This is a genomic window from Telluria sp. PB2R4 (assembly GCF_059685695.1).
In genome coordinates this window covers 139,932-159,640 of record NZ_JCASIC010000010.1, presented here as the reverse complement: position 1 = coordinate 159,640, position 19,709 = coordinate 139,932, and the positions used below count along the sequence as shown (strand labels likewise).

Sequence of the window (19,709 nt, the reverse complement as noted above, 5' to 3'; positions counted from 1 at the left end):
CGATGGAAGAATCGCACTCGCCCCTGTCCATGTTCCTTGCGTCGACTGCGCACGACATGAAGAATTCGATCAGCGTCCTGTCCGGCACGCTCGAGCGCCTGCTCGACGACGCGTCGCCCGAGACCGAGAAGGCGTATCCGCAGATGGCGCAGATGCTGTACCAGACGCGCCGCCTGAACGACAGCCTGATGCAGCTGCTGGCGTTGTACAAGCATGTCGGCACCAGCGCGTATCCGTTCGACGTGCAGCCGCTCGAAGTCGGCCAGCTGGCCGAGCAGGTGGTCGCGCTCGGGCGCGTGCTGCTGGAGTCGCGCGGCATCCAGTTGGAGCTGGACATCGACCCGGCGCTGGTGTGGCACTTCGACGAGGACCTGATCGTCGGCGTGGTCTCGCATGCCGTCAACAATGCGGTGCACTACACGCGCGACCGCATCTTCCTTAGCGCGCGCGAACGCGATGGCTGGCTCGAGATCCGCGTCGAGGACAACGGCGCCGGCTTCCCGGCAGCGTTGCTGGAGGCCGGCAGCGCCGCGATGAGCGGCACCGCCAGCGGCGTCAACTTCCTCACCAATAGCGCGGGCCTTGGCCTGCACTTCTCACGCGAGGTCGCGCGCATGCACCGGCATCGCGGACGCAGTGGCGCCGTGCGCCTCGAAAACGGCGGGCGGCTGGGCGGCGGCTGTTTCATCCTGACGCTGCCATGAACGCAAGCCATAATGCGGTCACCAGCGCGGTCACCGGCGCCTTCGCCTCCCCGGCCTCGGACCAGGTCGACTGGGCATCCAAGACCTACCTGGTGGTCGACGACTTCATCGGCGTGCGCCAGCTGCTGCGCGAAGCCCTGCGCAGCCTGGGCGCGCGCAACATCGACCAGGCCTCGAGCGGCGGCGAGGCCATGGCCCTGCTGAACAAGACACGCTACGACGTGGTGCTGTGCGACTTCAACCTGGGCGAAGGCAAGAACGGCCAGCAGGTGCTGGAAGAGGCGCGCATGCGTAACCTGCTGCTGCCGTCGAGCGTGTTCCTGATGGTGTCGGCCGAGAAGAGCGTCGAGTCGGTGATGGGTGCGGCCGAGCACCAGCCGGACGCCTACCTGGTCAAGCCGATTACCGAAGGCGTGCTCTTGAGCCGCCTGAACCGGGTCTGGCGCAAGAAGCAGGTGTTCAGCCTGATCGACCAGGCCTACGTCGAGAAGGACTACCTGCGCGCTGCGCGCCTGTGCGACGAGCAGATTGCGTTGAACAAACCGCACGAGATCGACCTGCTGCGCATGAAGGCGCGGCTGATGGAAAAAAGCGGCGAGCCGGCCAAGGCGCGCGAAACCTACGAGCGGGTGCTGGCGCAGCGCGAGTACCAGTGGGCGCGCTCGGGCCTGGCCAAGATCCGTCTGGCCGACGGCGAATTCGAGCAGGCGCGCCAGATGTTCCAGACCGTGATCGCCGAGAACCGCTACTACATCGACGCCTACGACCAGCTGGCGCTGGCCTGGCAGAGCATGGGCAAGCACGAGGAAGCCCTCGGCATCCTCGAACGCGCAGCCAAGCTGTCGCCGAACTCGGTGCCGCGCCAGCGCAACCTCGGCCAGGCCTGCCTCAAGCTGGGGAACGTCGGCATGGCGGAGAAGGCCTTCCGCAAGTGCATCGCGATCGGCGAGTACTCGATCCGCAAGACCCCGGACGCCTATCTCGGCCTGGCGCGCGTGTGCGGCCTGAAGAACGATCCGAAGGAAGCGCTGCAATTGCTGATCGCGGCCCAGCGCGAGTTCGGCGCCGACCATCCCGACATGGAACTGCGCACCAAGATCACCGAAGGGCTGGTCTACCACGAGAGCGGCGACTACCGCCGGGCGCGCAAGGCCGGCGACGAGCTGGAAGCGCTGCTTGCCGCCACGCCGGAACGTCCCGACGTGCCGACCTGCCTCGAGATGGCCACCCTGCTGTTCGCGGTCGGCGTCAAGGAAGCGCCGGTCGACCTGCTGTGCTACGTGATCCGCAACAACCACGACAACAGCTTCCTGCAGGACGAAGTACAGCAGATCTTCGAGAAGGCGCGCATGGGCGAGGAGGGCGAAAAGCTGATCCGCGCCGCGCGCAAGGAAGCGATCGACCTGATGAACCAGGGCGTGCTGCTGTGGAAGACCGGCAAGCTGGCGGAAGCGGTCGAGTGGATGCGCAACGCGCGCACGGCGTTGCCGCACAATGTGCGCATCCTGTTCAACTCGGCGCAGATCATGGTGTCGCACATGCAGCAGCGCGGCTACAGCGCGGAGCTGATGGACGAGGCGCAGGGGGTGCTGGCCCATGTCGACCGGCTGCAGCCGGGGCAGCAGCGCTTTGCGCAACTGATGGAACAGTTGCTGATGCTGGTGCCGAAGGTGGAGGAGCCGCCAGCCGATGCGCCCGACACCGCGCCGGACACCGGGATTGCGGCCGCCTAGCGGCACTGCCCGCGCACGTCGGCGCAGGCGGCCGGCCCGTCGACCTGCGCGCCGTGGCGGCGCGCCAGACGGTCGCACAGGCTGGCGACGTCGATGCCAGTATTGAGGGTGCGCGCTCCGCTGACGGCGTCGCCCAGCGCGCATTCGCCGATGTATTGTCCCAGCGCCCGGTAGCTTTCGAACTGGGTCTCGTCGAACCACTGGTCGACCGAGCTTTCGTGGGGGTAGGCCGGGTGCACCTTGCGGTAGTTGAGCAGGTCGGCGTTCTCGCGGCCGACGATGGCGGGCTTCAGGTACAGCAACGTGCCGTCCACGCCGCCCTGGTCCACCTGGCTGTAACGCACCGTGCCGACCGCGCAGCTGGCGCCGCACAGGCCTTCGCCGCCGAGCTGCGCCAGCCTGGAGACGTCCAGGTCGATGCGCACGTGCAGGTCGGTGCCGCACTTGCGGATCGCATTGCCGAGGTCTTCGAAGGCCAGGTGGCCGTCGCTGGCGCCATCCACCGCGATGATCAGGCGGCAGCGCCGCCGCACCAGCTCGTAGATGCCGAGGTTGTCGAAGTGGCCGCCGTCGGACAGGTAGACGTAGCTGGCGTCGGCATTGGTCAGGCCGAACAGCTCGGCCAGCAGGCTGAACAGCCCGACCGGCGGCGAGGACTGCTGCCAGGCGTCCCGGCGCGGGTTGGGGCACCAGCGTCCGAGGCGCACGTTAAACATCGTCATCAGGAAGTTCAATGGCGGCGAGGAGTGCGCGCCCATGTTCGGGCTGGCCGCGGCGCCCGAGACCGCCACCGCCATGCCGAGCCGCACGCCGGCATCGTCGTCGGCCCCGGCGCCCGAGCGCGAGGCGTAGGCATGGGTGGGCCGGTAGCAGCCGCGCGACGCCTCGGAAGACTGCGCGTTTCCGGTCGAAGAAATTCCGGAGGTGCCCACCGAGCCGGCCGGCAGCTCGAAGCCGCAGTAGCGCGGCGTGAACGTAAACGAGGCCGCCTTGCGGGTACGCCAGGCCAGTTCCTCGCCGCCGACCAGGTTGAGCGAGGTGTTGATGATGTGGCACGGACGCTGCTGCTTCAGGTCGGCCAGCAGCGGATCGTCGCCGGGGTCGAAGCCGGTGAAGGGATGCGGCTTGCGCGCACGGCTGCTGGCGCCGAAGTAGGCGCGCACCAGGCGGTTCCGGTACAGCATGTAGAGCGAGAACTTGTTGATGTCCACGCGCCAGCCGAGCAGCACTGCGGCGCCCAGGAAGGCCGCGAAGGTGCCCGCCAGCCGGTCGCCCCCGGTGGCCAGGGTGGCGGCCGTGTGGGCGCCGTAGACGCAGGCGAGGGTGACAGGCAGGGGGCAGTCGACCTGCGGCGGCGCCACCACCGCCTGCACCAGCGCGCTCAGGAGCGCGAACACGCCGGCGGTGAACACGTAAGGCGCCAGCCGCGCCGCCAGGTCGAGCCGGGAATCGGCGGCGCGCATGCTGCCGTAGGTGCCCGTCCTGCTGCTGCTGCCGGCCTTCAGGCCGAACCAGGTCATCACCAGCCAGCCGAGCGCGGTGCTGATGTAGGACCACGGGTTGTAGGTCAACCACGCCCAGTGCAGCAGCGGGGCCAGGAAGAAGGCGACGCCGAACATCGTGACCCAGGCCAGCGCGAAGATCCAGGTCCAGGCGCCCTGGCGGCTCCACCACTCGCGGCTGGCGTCGCTGTACATGCGTCCGACCAGGCCGATCATGAGCGTCATGGTGCCGGCGAACAGCGCCATCATCAGGGGCATGCCGAAGGTGGTGAGGGCGATCGCATTGTTCAGTACCGGGTGCGTGCTCGGGTCGGGCAGCAGGGACAGCCCGGCCAGCAGCAGCACCGTGCCGATGGTGAGCGCGCCGAGGGCGCAGGCCAGGTGCGATACGCCTTCGAGCATCTCGACGCGCGTCAGGTCGGCCGACGGCGGTCGCGGCTGCAGGCGGTGCAGCACGCCGAGCGCGACGGCGATCAGGACCAGCACCGCCGACAGGGCCAGCAGGCCGTTCACCAGGTGGACGCCGGCATCAAGCGACGTCAGGCGCAGCATCATCTCGGGTGCGAAGGCGCGCGCCGCCGCTCCCAGCACCGCCAGCACCGCGACGAAAGCGGCGGCGCACATGGTGTAGCCGGCGCGCCGGTAGACGCTGGTGCGATCGTGGGCCAGGTACCAGCCGCAGGCCCACACCACGAAGTACACGAAGCCGGGCGCCAATAGCCATTGGGCGCGCCCCTGCAGCTGGGACGGCATCACGCCCAGTTGCCAGAACGGCACTTCACCGCCATGCCGCCACAGGCCCATGCTGCCGAGAAAGCCCGCCAGCAGCAGCGGCAGATTGATCCACCAGAGCACCGCGCCCTGCGACAGCGGGAAGCGGCGCTGCCCGCGCGAGCCGGAAGGCTTGCTGGAGATGCTCAGGGCGATGCAGAACACGGCGAACAGGAACAGGACGATCCCTGCCATCCAGGCCATGTCGGCGTACAGCGCCCACGGCCCGCCCGGATCGACGACGCGGTGCACGGCCCAGACGGCAACGCGCGGCAGCAGGAGCAGGGCGCACAGCCAGGCGACCAGCATGGTCAGGTTCAGGCCGGTGTTGCGGACGTAGGTGCCGATCAGGGTCCAGGTATCGGCGCTGAACATGCCGCCGCGTGGCGACAGGTAGTTGCTGTACTGGCGCAGGAAGCGGATCGCCGGGGCTTCCGCCTCGCCCGCCGGCGGCGCCAGCATCGCCTCGACCTTGCGCACGTCGCCGCCGTGTTCGTGGATGCATTTGGACAGCCAGCCGCCGATGAAGCCGCCGCCGGAGACGGTGGACAGGTAGTCCAGATGGCGCAGCAGTCCCTGCGCCGCCAGCGCCTGCAGCACCCCGAGGCCGAAGGTGGCGCTGCGTACCCCGCCGCCGGACAGCGCCAGCCCGACCATGCCGGCGCGATGCGCGCGTGCCGACAGCTCCGTGTCCGGCGTGCTGTCGGGATCGGGGTGCAGCAGGTCGAGTTCGTCGCGGAAGACGTCGCTGAAGGTCGCGCCGCTGACCTCATCGAGGTGGCGCAGGGTGGCTTCGTCCAGCACGCCGCGGCCGGCAATCCCCTCGCGCCGGCGGAACTCGACGATTGCCTCGGCCAGCTCGCCCAGCGTGCAGGCATGCGCCGGCGGGCGGCAGCCAGCCGCCTCGAGTTTGCGGCGCAGGTCGGCGATTTGGGCCGGCGCCAGGGTGGCAGGATCAAAAGAGGGCACGCGCACTCCTGCTGAAGACGTGGGCGGGATGGAAGCATTCCCGCTGAGCCAGTTCAGCACGCCGGTAAGGCGGGCGCTACCGATTAGATCAAGAGTGCGCGGCTGAGTTTGTCCTGTCATGCCCACAGGCGCAGCGGCAGCAGGTCCCACCAGGCGAGCATCAGGCTCAGTTGCAGGACCGCCAGCATGGCCGCCGTGTCCACGCGACTGATGGATTGTCGTCGCAGCGACAGGCCCAGGCCAGCGAACATGGCCAGCGGCAAGGCGGCGGAAACGGCAGCGAGCAGGGCGCTTGCCGGCGTCAGGTCGCCCAGCTGCAGGAAGGACTGCCGGTAGAACAAGGGGATCGGCAGCAGCAGGGCGAGGGCGCCGGCGAACGGCGCCAGCAGGGGATCCCGGCGCGACATGCGGTGCATGGCCAGTCTTGCCAGGGACCTGGCGACGATACAGGCGAGCCCCACGACCCCCGCGGCGACGCTGGTCCACAGCGACAGCATGCGCCATGCCGGAAGCTGTCGATAGCTCCGCGTCCCAGTGCTGATGACACGGTCTCCTTCCGGCGTGACAAACAGGGCGTGCGACGCGCGCCATTTCCCTGGCGCCTGGAACAGCGCGCCGTCGAGGTAACGCAGCGTCACGGGAGCGGATTGCAAGGACGCGAGCCTCAGCGACCGGCCGTCACTGCCGACGTGGATGACGTCAAGGACGATATCGACGAAGCGGAAGCTGTCGAAGCGGTTCGGCGCCGGGACATACCAGCCTGTCCAGGGATCGGCAACGGCAGTGGCAACGGCAGCGGCGGTGGAGCCATGCGCCGGGACAGGCGACGGCATGGTGGCCGGCACCGGCCTGAGCGTCCGGGTCAGCACGGCATCGAAACGCCCGTAGTCGGCGGTTTCGCTATCGGCATTGATGGCGATGAAGAATGCCTGCTGCGTGTCGGGAAACAGGCAGAGATTTGCCCGAAAGCCGACAGTGTTGCCGCTGTGGCATCTTGCGATGGCGCCGTGCTGGTCGACAGTGCGCAGGCCCAGGCCATATCCAACGTCCAAACCGGCGCGTGCGGCTTCGGTACCATCCGGCGCACCCATCCGCCGCAACAGCGCCGCGTCGATAAAAGCCTGTCCCGCAACGGTGCCGTCGCTCATCAGGAAGCGCGCGAGGCGGCCCATGTCGGCAGCGGTGGTAGTGAACTGGCCTGCGGGACGCACCCACGAGGGCACGGCGGGATGCGCCACACCATCCTCGAAGTGTCCCATGGCGAGCCCCGGGTCGCGGTCCTGCGTGACAAAACCGAAGCTGCTGTCGTGCATGCCGAGTGGCGCCAGCAGCGCTGCGTCCAGGTAGCGCTCGTAGGGCTGTCCGGCGATCACTTCGACCACCATCCCGAGCAGCGTATAGCCCATGTTCGAGTAGGAAAAGCGCGTGCCCGGACGCTGGCGGACGCGCAACACGCCGCTGCCGGCAGGGAATGCCGCCGACAGCGGCGTGTCCGGCCTGGCCCGCAGGCTGAAGACTTGCCATAGACGCGCATCGTCCAGCCCGGCCGTATGGTCCAGCAGGTGCCGGACACGCACGGGGTCGCTGGCCTCCCAGGGATTATCGAAGCGTATGCCGGGAAGCAGCGTGCCGACGCGCGTGTCGAGGCGCACGCGCCCTTCGCTCACCAGGCGGAGAATGCCGGTTGCCAGCACGGTCTTGGCAATGGAGCCGACCTGCACCCGGTGGTCGACCCGCATCGGTGTGCCGGTGCGCGCATCGGCGACACCGGCGGCGCCCTGGGTGTCGAGCGTGGTCCAGACTGCGCCCTGCAGTCCCCCCTCGCGCAGGAGGTGGGCAAGCTGCGGGCCGACATCCTCTGCCGCGTGTAGTGGGGCAGCGAGCAGCAACAGGGCCAGTAGGGTGATGAGTGTATTCAATCTTGGCAAATGACGAGGTGGACAAGTGCGCAAGATAGCGAGCGGGCGGTGAAATCACGGTGAAATCCGCGGGATATCGACGGAGATCGTTGCAAGCTAGAAAACATCTAGTAATTACAGTAGAGTGCATACCTTGATTTGGCAGGCATTCTCAACGCTGTACCTACCGGTGTCTTCATGAAGCTCAAACCCTCGTTCTTCATCTGGCTCGTTGTCGTCTTCTTCATCACTAACCTCCTGCACGAAGGTGCGCACTGGCTTGCCGGGTCCGCCATGGGCATCGACATGCAGTTCGGCCTGAATGTGGTGCGCTATCTGACGCCCGCCGAGCCGTGGCAGCGCATGGTGGCCGACGCCGCCGGCCCCGTCCTCACCATCCTGCAGGGGATCGTGGCTTATGTGCTGGTCCAACGCAGCGGCTCGCACATCGCCTTCGCGTTCCTGTACACGGCGGCATTCTCGCGCCTGACCGCAGGCCTGGTCAGCGTGCTGCATCCGAACGACGAGGCGCGGGTGAGCATGTACTGGGGGATGGGAAAATGGACCTTGCCGGTGCTGGTGGCCGCCGGGCTGATCGCGCTGGTCGTGGCAGCGAGCAGGCGCCTGGCCCTGGGCTGGAAGGACCAGCTGCTGTGCTATGTCGTGGCTTCGCTTGCGGTGTCGGCCGTCGTGGGTCTGGATCGCTTCGTGCTATGAAGTGTCGCTGACCCGGGAGAAGAACCATGACGTATATCGACTGTTTTCTCGGCCCGGTACCGCGCGCGAACCGGGCGCGCTACGAGCAGCTTGCGCGGCTGTCGTGGGAAGTCGTGCGCGACCACGGCGCGCTGCGCCTGGTCGAGTGCTGGCTCGACGAGGCCGGCCCCGAGGCGTCGACCTACCATGGCATCGATGCGCGCCAGCCGTCGGCTGGTTATGGCGGCTTCCATGCCGCCGCTGGAGCAGGAAGCGGCGAGACGGTCGTGATGTCCTGGATCGAATGGCCGGACAAGCGCAGCCGCGACGAAGGGATGGAGAAAGTGACGGCCGATCCGCGCATGCAGTTCGGCGGCGAGCCTTCGGTTTTCGATGGCGCGCGCCTGATCGCCGGTGGATTCCAGCCGATGCTCGATTGCTCGCGTCCCGCCTGAGGCCGAGTCGCTTTTTCGGTGCGGCCCCAGTTCCCGTAGGTCGGCAGGAGCTGGTCGGGCCTCAGCCCTTGTCGGCTTTCACCCGCGGATTGCGTCCGACCCGGCCATTGCCTCCCGGGCTGGCGGGCGCGGCCGGCTCGGCGCCGCCGGAGACATCGAGCGGCGAGCCGCCGCGCGCCTTCGGTTCGGCAGGCTGCGCTTTTGCCGCGCTGTCGTCGGCCTTGCCCTGCGCGTCGGGCGCGGCGCCGCCTGGAGGCATGGCGCTGCTGACCGCCTGGCGGAACTGATCCTGCAGCAAATTCCACCAGGCGACCGCTGCCGGCATCGCACTGCCGGCGGCCCCGTCACCCGCCGTGTCCGCCTGGCCCGGCGCAGCCTTGGCGCTGTCGGCCTGCGGCGCCGGCGGTGGGGGAGGCGTCGGGGCGGCGGCCGATTGCGCGAAGAACTGCGTGAACGGCGCCGGGTCGCTGCCGGCGCGCTGCATGGCCTGCGCCATGCTGTCGCCCATGGCCTTCAGGGTGGCGAGCGTGCCGCGCTGCACTTCGAGCGCCTGGATGGTCCCGCGGAGCATGCTCAGGTTCAGGTTCAGCCAGGATTCGACCGCCTTGAGGTCCGCGATCTTCTTGTCCAGCTCGTCGGTGGACAGGCTGGAGCCGGTCATGCCGGGCATGCCGGGCATGCCGACGCCGGGGATGTTCATGCTTCCCCAGAGGTTTTTCACGAATTCCAGCGAATCAGGCATTCCGGTAGCGTTGGGCGGCTTGAGCATCGTTTTCTCCCTTGGGTGGACACCCTAGCGTAGCAGATAACTAACACGGGACAAAGCCTGTGCGATAAACGGATGCGGCAGCCGCCTGCGCCGCGTCCGCGCTCAGGCTACACTAGCGGCATGAGTTCCGCTTACCAACCTCAGCGGCTCCGCGCGCTGGTGCTGTGCACGCTCATCGTGCTGCTGCACTGGCTGGTGCTGGGCTGGCTTACCGCCGGCACGCGGGGCATCGCGCTGCCAGGAGGCGAGGGCGACGCATCGATCAACCTCACGCAGCTCCTGCCATCGATGCCGTCCGAGGCGCAGGTAGCGGAACCCGTGCCGCCGCCGGCGCCGAAGATCGTGCAGCCGCCGCTGCCTAATTTTGTACCGCTGCCCACGATTGCGATTGCGCAGGAGGCAGTGGGCGAACCGGCGCCGCCCGTCCCGCCGGCGCAAGTGACCACGCCGCCCGCGCCCACCACCGCGCCGCAGGTGGCTGCCGCCGAAGCCGCACCGGCCGTGCCCGAGCCCGGCCCGGCCCCGATCGTGCACACGATCCGCCGCTACCAGGTCGACGTGCCGCCGCCGGCCGAGCTGACCTATGACGTGGCGCGGGTGGATGCCGACGGTACCCGCTGGAGCGGCCAGGCCCTGCTGTCGTGGAAACGGAACGACCAGGCCTATCGGGTGCGCTTCGAAGCCGGCATCCGGATCGTGTTCGCGCGGGTGAACCTGGCGGTGCTCACCAGCGAAGGGCACCTCGGCAATACCGGCCTGGCGCCGGTGAAGATGACCGAGAAGCGGCGTGGCCGCGCACTGACGGCAACCCATTTCGACTGGCCCGCCAACAAGGTGACTTTTTCCGCCTCGCAGGACACCTACGCGCTGCTGCCCGGGGCGCAGGACAAGGCCACGGTGCCGCTGCAGCTGACGGCCATCGCGCGCGGCGACCATGGGCAGCTTTCCGGCGATATCGACATATTTGTCGGCGACGAGCGCGGGGCCAGCGTTTACACCATCAACGTCGTGGGGCCGGAGGAAATCGACACGTCCCTGGGCCGCCTGCAGACGGTGCGGGTGACGCGCCCGCCCAGGCCGGGCTCGTACAAGTCGCGGCTGGACATCTGGCTCTCGCCCGCGCACGGCTGGCTGCCGGTACAGATCCGCAGCAGCGAAGTGAATGGCGCCGTGACCACGCAAACGGTGAAGCACATCGCCATGACCCAACCAGGATTCTGAATGATGCAAGGGACTATGCAAGCAATCTCCGTACGACCTGTCTGCTGCGGCCTGGCCTTGGCGCTGCTCATGGGCTCGGCCTGTGCGCTCGATGCGCCGGCCGCCCCGGCTGCGATCAAGCGCCCGTTCGAGCTGCCGCCCTCGGCCGATTTGCACTACGAACTGCAGGCGCGCCAGCGCGGCTTCAGCCTGAAGGGCGAAGCGATCGTCAGCTGGCGCGCCGGCGACGGCAAATACGCCGTCAGGGCCGAGTCGAAGCTGCCGCTGCTGGGCACCATCACCGAAGACCGCAGCAGCGGTACGATCGACGCCTTCGGCCTGGCTCCCGCCGAATTCATCGAAAAGCGCATGCGCAAGGACCCGACCACGGCCACCTTCGACCGCGAGGCGAAGGCGCTGCGCTTCAGCGAGGGCAAGCAGGTCTATCCGCTCAAGGGCGGCGAACAGGACCGCGTCTCGATCACCTGGCAGCTGGCCGCCGTGGCGCGCGGCGCCGGCGACCAGTTCAGGCCGGGCTCCGCGTGGCCGTTTTTTGTTGCCGGCCGGCGCGATGCCGAAACCTGGGTGTTCAAGGTCGTCAGGCGCGAAAAAGTGCGCACCGGCCTGGGCGAAGTCGAGGCGGTGCTGGTGGCGCGCCAGCCGGTACATGACAAGAAGGACCAGGTACTCGAGGTCTGGCTGGCGCCGCAGCACGAGTGGTATCCGGTCAAGCTGCGCTATGCCGACGGCGACAAGGAACAGATCGAGCAAACACTGAATACTGTGACAAAACGCTGAGCTGGATGTCACGTTTATGCAACATTGTCTTGCTTTTAAGGCAAAGGGCGGGTGTGTCTTTCCTGCATTGACCTGCCTGCAAGGCTGCTAGTTGCCGATCCTAAACTGTTATACTGGCGCCCCCGCGGACCGGCTCAGCCGGTCTGCGCCAGAGAACGGTACTTATATGATCGACCACCTTGCCGGCGCGGCGCTCGCCGTAGATTCCCGCGTTGCAGCCCAAGAGATTCCCCAGGAAGACGACCCGCTGCAGGCGCACTTCCAGAGCGGCGTTGCGCCCGACGAAATCGAACAGGTCTACCACCTCAAGCGCGCCCAGCCCATGCTGTCGGCCTTCACGGCCCTGTTCCACGGCACCCAGGACGGCGTGCTGGTGCGCCTGCTGGTGCTGCGCGAGCTGGCCAGCGACACCGGCGCATCAAGCTTTTCGCGCGCCGACATCAACAACAAGCTGGCCTACCTGACCGCGGAAAGCCTGGAGACGGTCTTGAACCGCCTGCGTGGCCACGGACTGCTGGCCTGGGACGCCCCGGCCGCGGTCTACCGCATCACGCCGCTGGCGCGCAACGTGCTGTCGGCACTGGACACGCTGATTGCGCTGGCCAAGCCGGAAGAAGACGACGCCGAGATGGGCTTCCTGCTGTCGCAGGTGGCCGGCGCCCAGGCCGTGGGAGGAGTCACGGTGGAGCAGTTGCGCCACCTGCTGGGCCGCCTGGTGGAGCTGACCGAGGAATTCCGCGACGCGATCGCCTCGGGCTCCGAATTCCGCCTGCGCACCTCGCAGGCGAAATGGCACATGGCTTGCGACTGGGTGGAGAAGGGGTCGGTCATCCTGCGCGCCATCACGATGGACCCAAGCGCCGATTCGGCCACCCACAAGGCGGCCCAGGCGATCGGCCGCGCCCAGAGCGCGCTGCTGAACATGCAGGGCATGTTCTCGCGCGCCCTGAACCAGATCGAGCGCCAGCGCGTGCACCTGGGCCAGTCCGGCCTGTCGACCACCGACGTGAAACGCTGGCTGCTGGCCCACGACGACCTGGCCAGCCTGGCTTCGGAGGCGATCGACCGTCCGGTGGTGCCGCTGTTCGGCACGCCGGCCGAGATGATCGACGTGGCCGAGACCGAGCTGCTGCTCGAGCGCGTGGTGTCGACCGGCCCGAAAGGACTGCCGACCGGCCAGGATGCTCCCTTGAGCATCAATGACAACCCGGCCATGCAGGCCGAACTGAACGACTGGATCAACAAGCTGGCCGACTTCGCCAACCTGGGCAACTTCCCCGAATTCTCGGAGAGCGGCCCGAAGAAGGTCGCGCTGCACGAGTCCCTGCTGCCGGCCAGCTTCGCGGTGGCTTCGTATAGAGCCTCGCTGCTGCCGCTGCTGGGCGACGCCGCCGAGGCCAACCTGCAGGGCGCGACCGCCGAGCTGGCGCGCCTGCCGGTCAAGTTCGAGACGCAGGACGCCATGATCCAGCTCGACGATCCGGAAGTGGCGGCGATGTCGATCGCCTCCCTCTCACTGAATCCTGAAAGCGGTACGCAAGATGAATGACGACGCACAAATCCTGATCGGGCGCCTGCTGACGCACCAGACCCTGCGCCGCGACGACAAGATGGTCAAGCGCGCGCTGTCGGACGAGCAGTTCCGCATCGAAGTCGACAAGCGCCTGCTGGAATGCGGCATGAAGCTGCTCGACAACGTGTATGCCGACCACGTGACGATCGCGCTGCACCGCAATGTCGAGCCGAAGATCTTCGGCGCCAAGGACATCTGGCAGAACAACAACTTCGGCCTGACCCGCGACGGCGTGGCCCTGCTGGTGGTGCTGTGGGCGCAGATCATCCTGCCGAAGCGCGAGCGCCAGGAGACCCACGTCACGGTGGCCGACGACCAGACCGACATGTTCGGCCAGGACGCGCCGATCCCGCGCGCCGAGGACACCTCGATCGGCATCTCCTACACCGCGCTGCTGTCCGACTTCGGCGACAAGCTGGGCAAGAAGACCCGCATGGACATGAACCTGGGCGTGCTCTCCAAGCTCGGCTTCATCGAGCGCCGCGGCGACGTGATCCTGGAAGGCCCGCTGCTGGACCTGATGATGGACACCGACGTACTGAAGGAACGCATCATCAACGGCGCGCTGGCCGAAGTGTTCAAGCGCGCACCGCTGGCGGCGGCTCCCAGGAAGATCGATGCCGCCAATGATGCCGTTGTCGAAGCCGCTGACGAAGAAACCCCAAACTGAGGTAGTCCATGTTCCACATCAAATCACTCGAACTGGTCCACTGGGATTACTGGCAGCGGATCAAGAACATCCCGCTGGACGCCAAGATCATCACGATCGCCGGCCAGAACGGTTCCGGCAAGACCACGCTACTGGACGCGATGCGCACCCTGTTCGGCCTGGACTGCTCGATGGGCCGCACCTATAAACACTACGCGCGCCACTCGGGCCAGCAGAGCGCCTGGCTGCGCGCCGTGGTCGACAACAAGCCGGTCGGCAAACAGCTGTCGAACCGCCCGTTCCGCCATTCGGGCTTCTTCGCCGACGACGAAGTGACCCTGTTCTGCCAGGTGCAGAAGAACGGCGGCGACTGGAAGCGCCAGTACCTGATGCGTCCGGGGAACGTCGAGATCGAGGAAGTCACCGAAGCCACCGACTGGCTGGGCGTCGAGAACTACAAGAAGCGCCTGGCCTCGGCCGGCCTGTCGCCGGCGATGTCGAAGGTGCTGGCGCTGGAGCAGGGCGAGACGGACAAGCTGTGCGAATACGCGCCGCGCCAGCTGCTCGACCTGGTGTTCCAGGTCTTCGGCGACAAGGAAGTGCTGGACGCCTACGACGAAGCCAAGCGCCACCAGCGCGACACCGAGACGGAACTGAAGCGCTTCGAGGCGGAGCTGGAAACCTCGCGCATCAACCTGGAAGGCCTGCGCCTGCGCGTGGCCAACTACCACCAGTGGGAAGACCTGCACAAGGAAAAGCGGGCCCTGGGTGAAGAAGTGCTGCCGGCGCTCGAGTACATTGAAGCGCGCGAGAAGGCCGGCGTCATCAGCCGCAACCTCAAGGAAGCGCGCAAGCCGCTGCTGGCCGCCGACTCGATCCTGGCCGAGAAGCGCCAGCAGCTGGCAAGCCAGCAGCGCGCCCTGACCGAGGCGCAGAAGCAGGAAACCGCGCTGGAGGCGGAAGCGGGCGAACTGGCCGGCCGCCTCACCCAGGTCAACCAGAAACTGAAACCGCTGGAAAGCCTGCTCGAACAGAAGGAGCGCCTGCAGAAGCTGGCCGCGGACGCGGGCGCCGACCTGGCCGCGGTGGCCAACCAGCTGAACGAAAAAGAAGCCGAGCTGGCCAAGCAGAAGGGCGCGCGCGACAACGTCGCGGCGAAGATCGCGGGCGAGCTGGCCACCATCTCGGCGCTGCAGGGCAAGAGCGCGATGCCGGAGCCGGAAGCCCAGCGCCAGATGCGCCGCGCACTGCGCGACGAGGGCATCGCCCACGCCATGCTGTCGGACATCGTCGAAGTCACCGATCCGAAGTGGCAGGGCGCGGTCGAGGGTGTGCTGGGCGGTTATGCGTCCGTCGTGCTGCTCGAGAAAGCCAAGGATGCGCCGGCGGCCTACCGCCTGGCCGAGAAGGAGCGCTACCGCCACTTCATCGTGCCCGACTGCGTCGAGGCGCCGGTGGTCAAGGACAGCAGCCTGCTGTCGGTGGTGCGCTTCTCCGGCAAGGCGCCGGGCTGGCTGATCGACCAGCTCGAGCGCATCGATCGGGTGGAGTCGGTGGACGCCGGCTTCAAGGCGGATGCGGACGAATGGATCACGCCGGACGCCTACCACCGCGAACGCCGCGGCGGCCGCTCGCTGTTCGTCGAGCCGTCGCGCTACCGCTTCGGTTCGGCCGGCAAGACCCAGCGCCTGGAAGCGATCCAGAAGTCGCTGCCTTCACTGGAAGCGCAGGAAGACGCGCTGACCCTGGCGATCAGCAAGCTCGCCGCCGAAGTGGGCGCGCTCAAGGGCCGCATCGCCGGCGTGGACGCCGCCAAGGAACTGGCGGCGCGCCAGGCCGAGTTCGAGGAAGCCACGCGCGCGCTTGCACCGCTCAAGGCCGAGCGCCTGGAAGTGGGCGCGCGCCTGGGCGAGCTGTCGATGCTGACCAAGAACGCGACGGTGGCGCGCACCCGTGCCGACACCGTGTGGCAGAACGCGCGCATGGCGCTGTCCGAAGCGGAAGCCGGCATGCGCCTGAACAACCGCCGCACCATCGAGCAGCGGCTTGAACACGCCAAGGCGCTGCTGGAGTTGCGCAAGGGCTGGCGCCACGTGCCGAAGAACTGGAAGAACGCCGGCTGGCGCGGTGCCCTCGTGGCCAAGCACCAGAATGCGCATCAGGTCAACCTGCGCCTGTCGACGCTCGAGCACTCCTTGGGGCGCGAGGACTGGGAACAGGACGGCACGGTCATCGACCAGTACCAGCGCCTGAACGACCAGCTGTCCGGCCGCCAATCCGAAACCGAGGAGCGCCGCTACCAGAACAACCGCGCGATCGAAGCCACCGCCAACGCGCGCGGCGCCTACATCGAGCGCCTGCGCTACACGATCAAGACCTACTCCAAAAACATCAAGGAGCTGGGCGAACTGGCCGGCATCGACGTGCAGGCCGACCCGGTACGCCTGGAGAACGACGACGTGCAGCTGGCCCAGGCCGGCCTGCACGTGCGCTTCAAGTTCGACGGCAAGGACCAGATCGGCATGAACGACGGCGAAGCCTCGGGCGGGCAGCAGGTGATGAAGTCGCTGGTCTTGCTCATTGGCCTGCTGAAATCGGAAGAAGGCTCGGGCGGCTTCGTGTTCATCGACGAACCGTTCGCGCACCTGGACATCCGTAACATCCAGCTGGTGGGTGAGTTCCTGAAGAACACCGACGCCCAGTACCTGATGACGACGCCGCTGACGCACAATACGGACGTGTACGATCCGTCGGAGCTGACCTTGATCACCAGCAAGAAGAAGAAGGACATGCAGTGGGCGCAGCCGATCTTCGTGCTGCAGAGGCGGAAGGACGAGGCAAAGGCCGCGTAAGAGAAAGGGAGCCACGGGCTCCCTTTTTTACGGCTGTGCAATGACGGATGTCGCACGGCATCGAACGGTGGTCGCGCAGCCATTCTGGTAAGGTAAATGCTTGAGTTCGCCCACATTTTTCCCATGTGCCCGGCGACACTTACCCTTATTTCCCAACCCAGCATTGTTGCCTCATCCAGGCCATCAAAGGATCCAGTCATGTCAGGTACCACGCCGAAGGTCTCCCAGCCAACCTCGCAGACGGGCGAGGGCGGTGAACTGCACCAGCACGCCGGCGGCGACCATCCGCCGCTGACCACCAACCAGGGTATCGTGGTCGCCGACAACCAGAATTCCCTGAAACCCGCGCTGCGTGGCCCCACCTTGCTGGAAGACTTCGTGCTGCGCGAGAAGATGATGCACTTCGATCACGAACGCATCCCGGAACGCATCGTCCATGCGCGCGGCGCCGGTGCGCACGGCTATTTCGAGCTGACCCACTCGCTGGGCGACTACACCACGGCGCGCGTCCTGAACGAAGTCGGCGTCCGCACGCCGATCTTCACCCGCCTGTCCACGGTGGTAGGCGGCAGCGGTTCGATCGACACGCCGCGCGACGTGCGCGGCTTCGCGGTCAAGTTCTATACCAAGGAAGGCAACTGGGACCTCGTGGGCAACAATATCCCGGTGTTCTTCATTCAGGACGCGATGAAGTTCCCTGACCTGGTGCATTCGGTGAAAATGGAGCCGGACCGCGGCTTCCCGCAAGCGACCGCGGCCCACGATACGTTCTGGGATTTCATTTCGCTCACGCCCGAGTCGATGCATATGATCATGTGGGCCATGTCGGACCGCACCATCCCGCGCTCGCTGCGGATGATGGAGGGCTTTGGCGTGCATACCTTCCGGCTGATTAACGACAAAGGAGCATCCACCTTCGTCAAGTTCCATTGGCGCCCGAAACTGGGCCTGCAATCCACCATCTGGGACGAGACCGTCAAGATCGCCGGCGCCGACCAGGACTACCACCGGCGCGACCTGTACGAAGCCATCGAGGCGGGCCAGTATCCGGAATGGGAGCTGGCGGTGCAGCTGTTCACCGAGGAACAGGCCGAGGGCTTCCCCTTCGACCACCTGGACGCGACCAAGCTGATCCCGGAAGAACTGGTGCCGCTGACCGTGGTCGGCCGCATGGTGCTCGACAGGAACCCGGACAACTTCTTCGCCGAGACCGAGCAGGTCGCGTTCTGTCCGGCCAATGTCGTGCCCGGCATCGACTTCAGCAACGATCCGCTGCTGCAGGGCCGTTTGTTCTCCTACCTCGACACCCAGCTGTCGCGACTCGGTTCGCCGAATTTCCACCAGTTGCCCATCAATGCGCCGAAGTGCCCGTTCGCCAACCACCAGCGCGACGGTCACATGCAGATGCAGGTACCCAAGGGCCGGGTCAGCTATGAACCCAGCTCGCTCGACCCGAGCTCGCCGCGCGAAGACCCGGTCCGCGGTTTCCGCAGCCACGCCACGCCGGCCGATAGCGGCAGCAAGGGGCGCGTGCGTCCGGAGAGCTTCGCCGACCATTACAGCCAGGCGCGCCAGTTCTTCATCAGCCAGACCGGCATCGAACAGGCCCACCTGGCCTCGGCGCTGGTGTTCGAGCTGTCGAAGGTCGAGCACGTGCACATTCGCGAAGCCATGGTCGGCCACCTGCGCCATATCGAGGAGTCGCTGGCCCAGCGCGTGGCCGACGGGCTCGGCATGACGGCATTGCCGCCGGCGCCACCGGCCGCCGCGCCGGTGCAGGATTTGCCGGCGTCGCCGGCGCTGCAGATCGTCGGCAAGATGACCGGTTCGCCGCAGGGCCGCAGCCTGGGCATCCTGTTTGCCGACGGCTCCGACGCGGCCGCCATCAAGGCGCTGCGCGAGGCCGCCGAAGCGGCGGGCATGAAGGTCAGGCTGGTGGCGCCCAAGGTGGGCGGCGCGCGCCTGAGCGACGGCAGCATGCAGGCGGCCGACGGCCAGCTGGCCGGCACCCCGTCGGTGCTGTTCGACGCGGTCGCGCTGGTGCTGTCGGAAGAGGGCGGCAAGATGCTGGAGAGCGAGGCGGCGGCGATCGATTTCGTGCGCGACGCGTTCGGCCACCTGAAGACCATTGCGCATGACGACGGGGCAGCCGGACTGCTGCGTATCGCCGGCATCCAGCCGGATGCGGGTGTCCTGGCCGTGTCCGCTGCCAAGGAACTGGTCGCCGCGGCCGGTACCCGCCACTGGGACCGCGAAGCGGGGGTGCGTATCCTGGCTTGACGCCGGGCTCAGGCGACGTCGACTGCCTTGCGCAGCTGGCGTCGCCAGCGCAGCAGTCCCGCCGAGAACCAGCCGAAATACCCCGCCGTCAATCCCACGCACAGCATGGTCAGCGGACTGTCCGACAGCCTTGGCGCCGGAATTCCCTTGCCCTGGTTCGCATAGATCTCCACGCCGATGTAGAGGATGCGCGCCACCAGGATCATCGCGAACAGAATGCCCAGCCGCGCCGGCGGCGTGAAGAAGTAGCCCTGCTGCGTATCCTCGAAGCGGGTCCGCTTCAAGCCCCACACGCTCCACCCGATCCCGAACAAGGTCCCCACTGCCAGCGCCCCCAGGTTAGTGGGACTGTCCAGCAGCTGCGTGGCCGGCACCACGGCCAGGGCGGCAAACACCAGCACGCCGGTGTAGTGGCGCGAGACGATCGAGCGCTGGCGCGCCATCTGGGCCTTGATGCGCTGGTAGACGCGCCAGACCAGCACGGGCGTCAGGACGAGCAGGGCGAGGGTGGTGATCGAGATATCCATGGTGCAATGAGTTGTCCGGGCCCGACATTGTAATGGAGGCGGCTTGGGCCGCACGCGAGAAGCTTGCGAACGGCGTTGTCAATCGCCTCATGGTAAGGTATTCATTCCGATTTTCTCACCGAGATCCCCGCCATGAACGCCGTCCTGCCCGCCGATTTTCCCATCAGGGCGCACCGTGCCCCCGACCCGCTCCCGATCGAGGAACCGGCGCCGGAGCCGTTCGATGCGCCGCATCCCCATCACCAGCCAGGCCACAGCCATACACCACAGCATGAAGAGCCGGTGCCGGATCCGAAGCCCAGCGTCTTCCACTAGCATAAGACCAAGGTCTAA

15 protein-coding genes are annotated in these 19,709 nt (G+C 67.1%); 11 read left to right on the top strand and 4 right to left on the bottom strand.

Features of this window, described 5'->3' with window-relative positions; translation table 11 throughout:
• Positions 1-2: 2 nt before the first annotated feature.
• On the top strand, positions 3-704 hold the full coding sequence (locus AC56LU_RS17160) for a sensor histidine kinase (RefSeq protein ID WP_497176828.1): 702 nt from the start codon (positions 3-5) through the stop codon (positions 702-704).
• Positions 701-2,437: a response regulator gene (locus tag AC56LU_RS17155; protein WP_497176827.1), complete on the top strand. Its 1,737-nt coding sequence runs from the start codon at positions 701-703 to the stop codon at positions 2,435-2,437. The genes AC56LU_RS17160 and AC56LU_RS17155 overlap by 4 nt, the downstream gene beginning before the upstream one ends.
• Here AC56LU_RS17155 and AC56LU_RS17150 read toward each other — a convergent pair.
• Positions 2,434-5,679, bottom strand: coding sequence for a patatin-like phospholipase family protein (locus tag AC56LU_RS17150; RefSeq protein WP_497176826.1), 3,246 nt, complete (start codon positions 5,677-5,679; stop codon positions 2,434-2,436). The two genes, AC56LU_RS17155 and AC56LU_RS17150, sit on opposite strands and share 4 nt — an antisense overlap.
• 116 nt (positions 5,680-5,795) lie before the next feature.
• On the bottom strand, positions 5,796-7,598 hold the full coding sequence (locus AC56LU_RS17145; RefSeq protein WP_497176825.1) for a serine hydrolase domain-containing protein: 1,803 nt from the start codon (positions 7,596-7,598) through the stop codon (positions 5,796-5,798).
• Between the two features lie 177 nt (positions 7,599-7,775).
• Between AC56LU_RS17145 and AC56LU_RS17140 the strand changes: the two genes are divergently transcribed.
• Together AC56LU_RS17140 and AC56LU_RS17135 are read left to right on the top strand one after the other, a co-directional pair.
• Complete coding sequence (locus AC56LU_RS17140; RefSeq protein WP_497176824.1) at positions 7,776-8,294, top strand: hypothetical protein; 519 nt, start codon at positions 7,776-7,778, stop codon at positions 8,292-8,294.
• 26 nt (positions 8,295-8,320) lie between these two features.
• Positions 8,321-8,728 carry a DUF1428 domain-containing protein gene (locus AC56LU_RS17135; protein WP_497176823.1) on the top strand — a complete coding sequence of 136 codons (408 nt, stop codon included), beginning with the start codon at positions 8,321-8,323 and terminating at the stop codon, positions 8,726-8,728.
• A gap of 61 nt (positions 8,729-8,789) precedes the next feature.
• On the opposite strand, the gene AC56LU_RS17130 is transcribed toward AC56LU_RS17135, so the two are convergent.
• Positions 8,790-9,497 carry a PhaM family polyhydroxyalkanoate granule multifunctional regulatory protein gene (locus AC56LU_RS17130; protein ID WP_497176822.1) on the bottom strand — a complete coding sequence of 236 codons (708 nt, stop codon included), beginning with the start codon at positions 9,495-9,497 and terminating at the stop codon, positions 8,790-8,792.
• A gap of 120 nt (positions 9,498-9,617) precedes the next feature.
• Here AC56LU_RS17130 and AC56LU_RS17125 point away from each other — a divergent pair, with 120 nt between their 5' ends.
• The 6 genes from AC56LU_RS17125 (at position 9,618) to AC56LU_RS17100 (ending at position 18,849) form a co-directional block, all read left to right on the top strand.
• Positions 9,618-10,718, top strand: a complete 1,101-nt coding sequence (locus tag AC56LU_RS17125) for a DUF3108 domain-containing protein (RefSeq protein ID WP_497176821.1) — start codon at positions 9,618-9,620, stop codon at positions 10,716-10,718.
• Between the two features lie 15 nt (positions 10,719-10,733).
• Positions 10,734-11,495, top strand: coding sequence for a DUF3108 domain-containing protein (locus AC56LU_RS17120; protein ID WP_497176820.1), 762 nt, complete (start codon positions 10,734-10,736; stop codon positions 11,493-11,495).
• A 166-nt stretch (positions 11,496-11,661) separates the two neighbouring features.
• Complete coding sequence (locus AC56LU_RS17115; protein WP_497176819.1) at positions 11,662-13,044, top strand: hypothetical protein; 1,383 nt, start codon at positions 11,662-11,664, stop codon at positions 13,042-13,044.
• The gene (locus AC56LU_RS17110) at positions 13,037-13,738 is read left to right on the top strand and encodes a hypothetical protein (RefSeq protein ID WP_497176818.1); all 702 of its coding nucleotides are present in this window, start codon (positions 13,037-13,039) and stop codon (positions 13,736-13,738) included. The genes AC56LU_RS17115 and AC56LU_RS17110 overlap by 8 nt, the downstream gene beginning before the upstream one ends.
• An 8-nt stretch (positions 13,739-13,746) precedes the next feature.
• Entirely contained in the window at positions 13,747-16,569 is a 2,823-nt protein-coding gene (locus tag AC56LU_RS17105) for an ATP-binding protein (RefSeq protein ID WP_497176817.1), read from the top strand.
• Positions 16,570-16,767: 198 nt separating this feature from the next.
• Entirely contained in the window at positions 16,768-18,849 is a 2,082-nt protein-coding gene (locus tag AC56LU_RS17100; RefSeq protein ID WP_497176816.1) for a catalase, read from the top strand.
• Positions 18,850-18,857: 8 nt separating this feature from the next.
• Here AC56LU_RS17100 and AC56LU_RS17095 read toward each other — a convergent pair whose 3' ends face one another.
• Positions 18,858-19,376, bottom strand: a complete 519-nt coding sequence (locus AC56LU_RS17095) for a CcdC protein domain-containing protein (protein WP_497176815.1) — start codon at positions 19,374-19,376, stop codon at positions 18,858-18,860.
• Positions 19,377-19,508: 132 nt separating this feature from the next.
• Between AC56LU_RS17095 and AC56LU_RS17090 the strand changes: the two genes are divergently transcribed.
• Positions 19,509-19,691 (top strand): hypothetical protein, encoded by a 183-nt coding sequence (locus tag AC56LU_RS17090; RefSeq protein WP_497176814.1) that lies wholly within the window; start codon positions 19,509-19,511, stop codon positions 19,689-19,691.
• Positions 19,692-19,709: the final 18 nt, after the last annotated feature.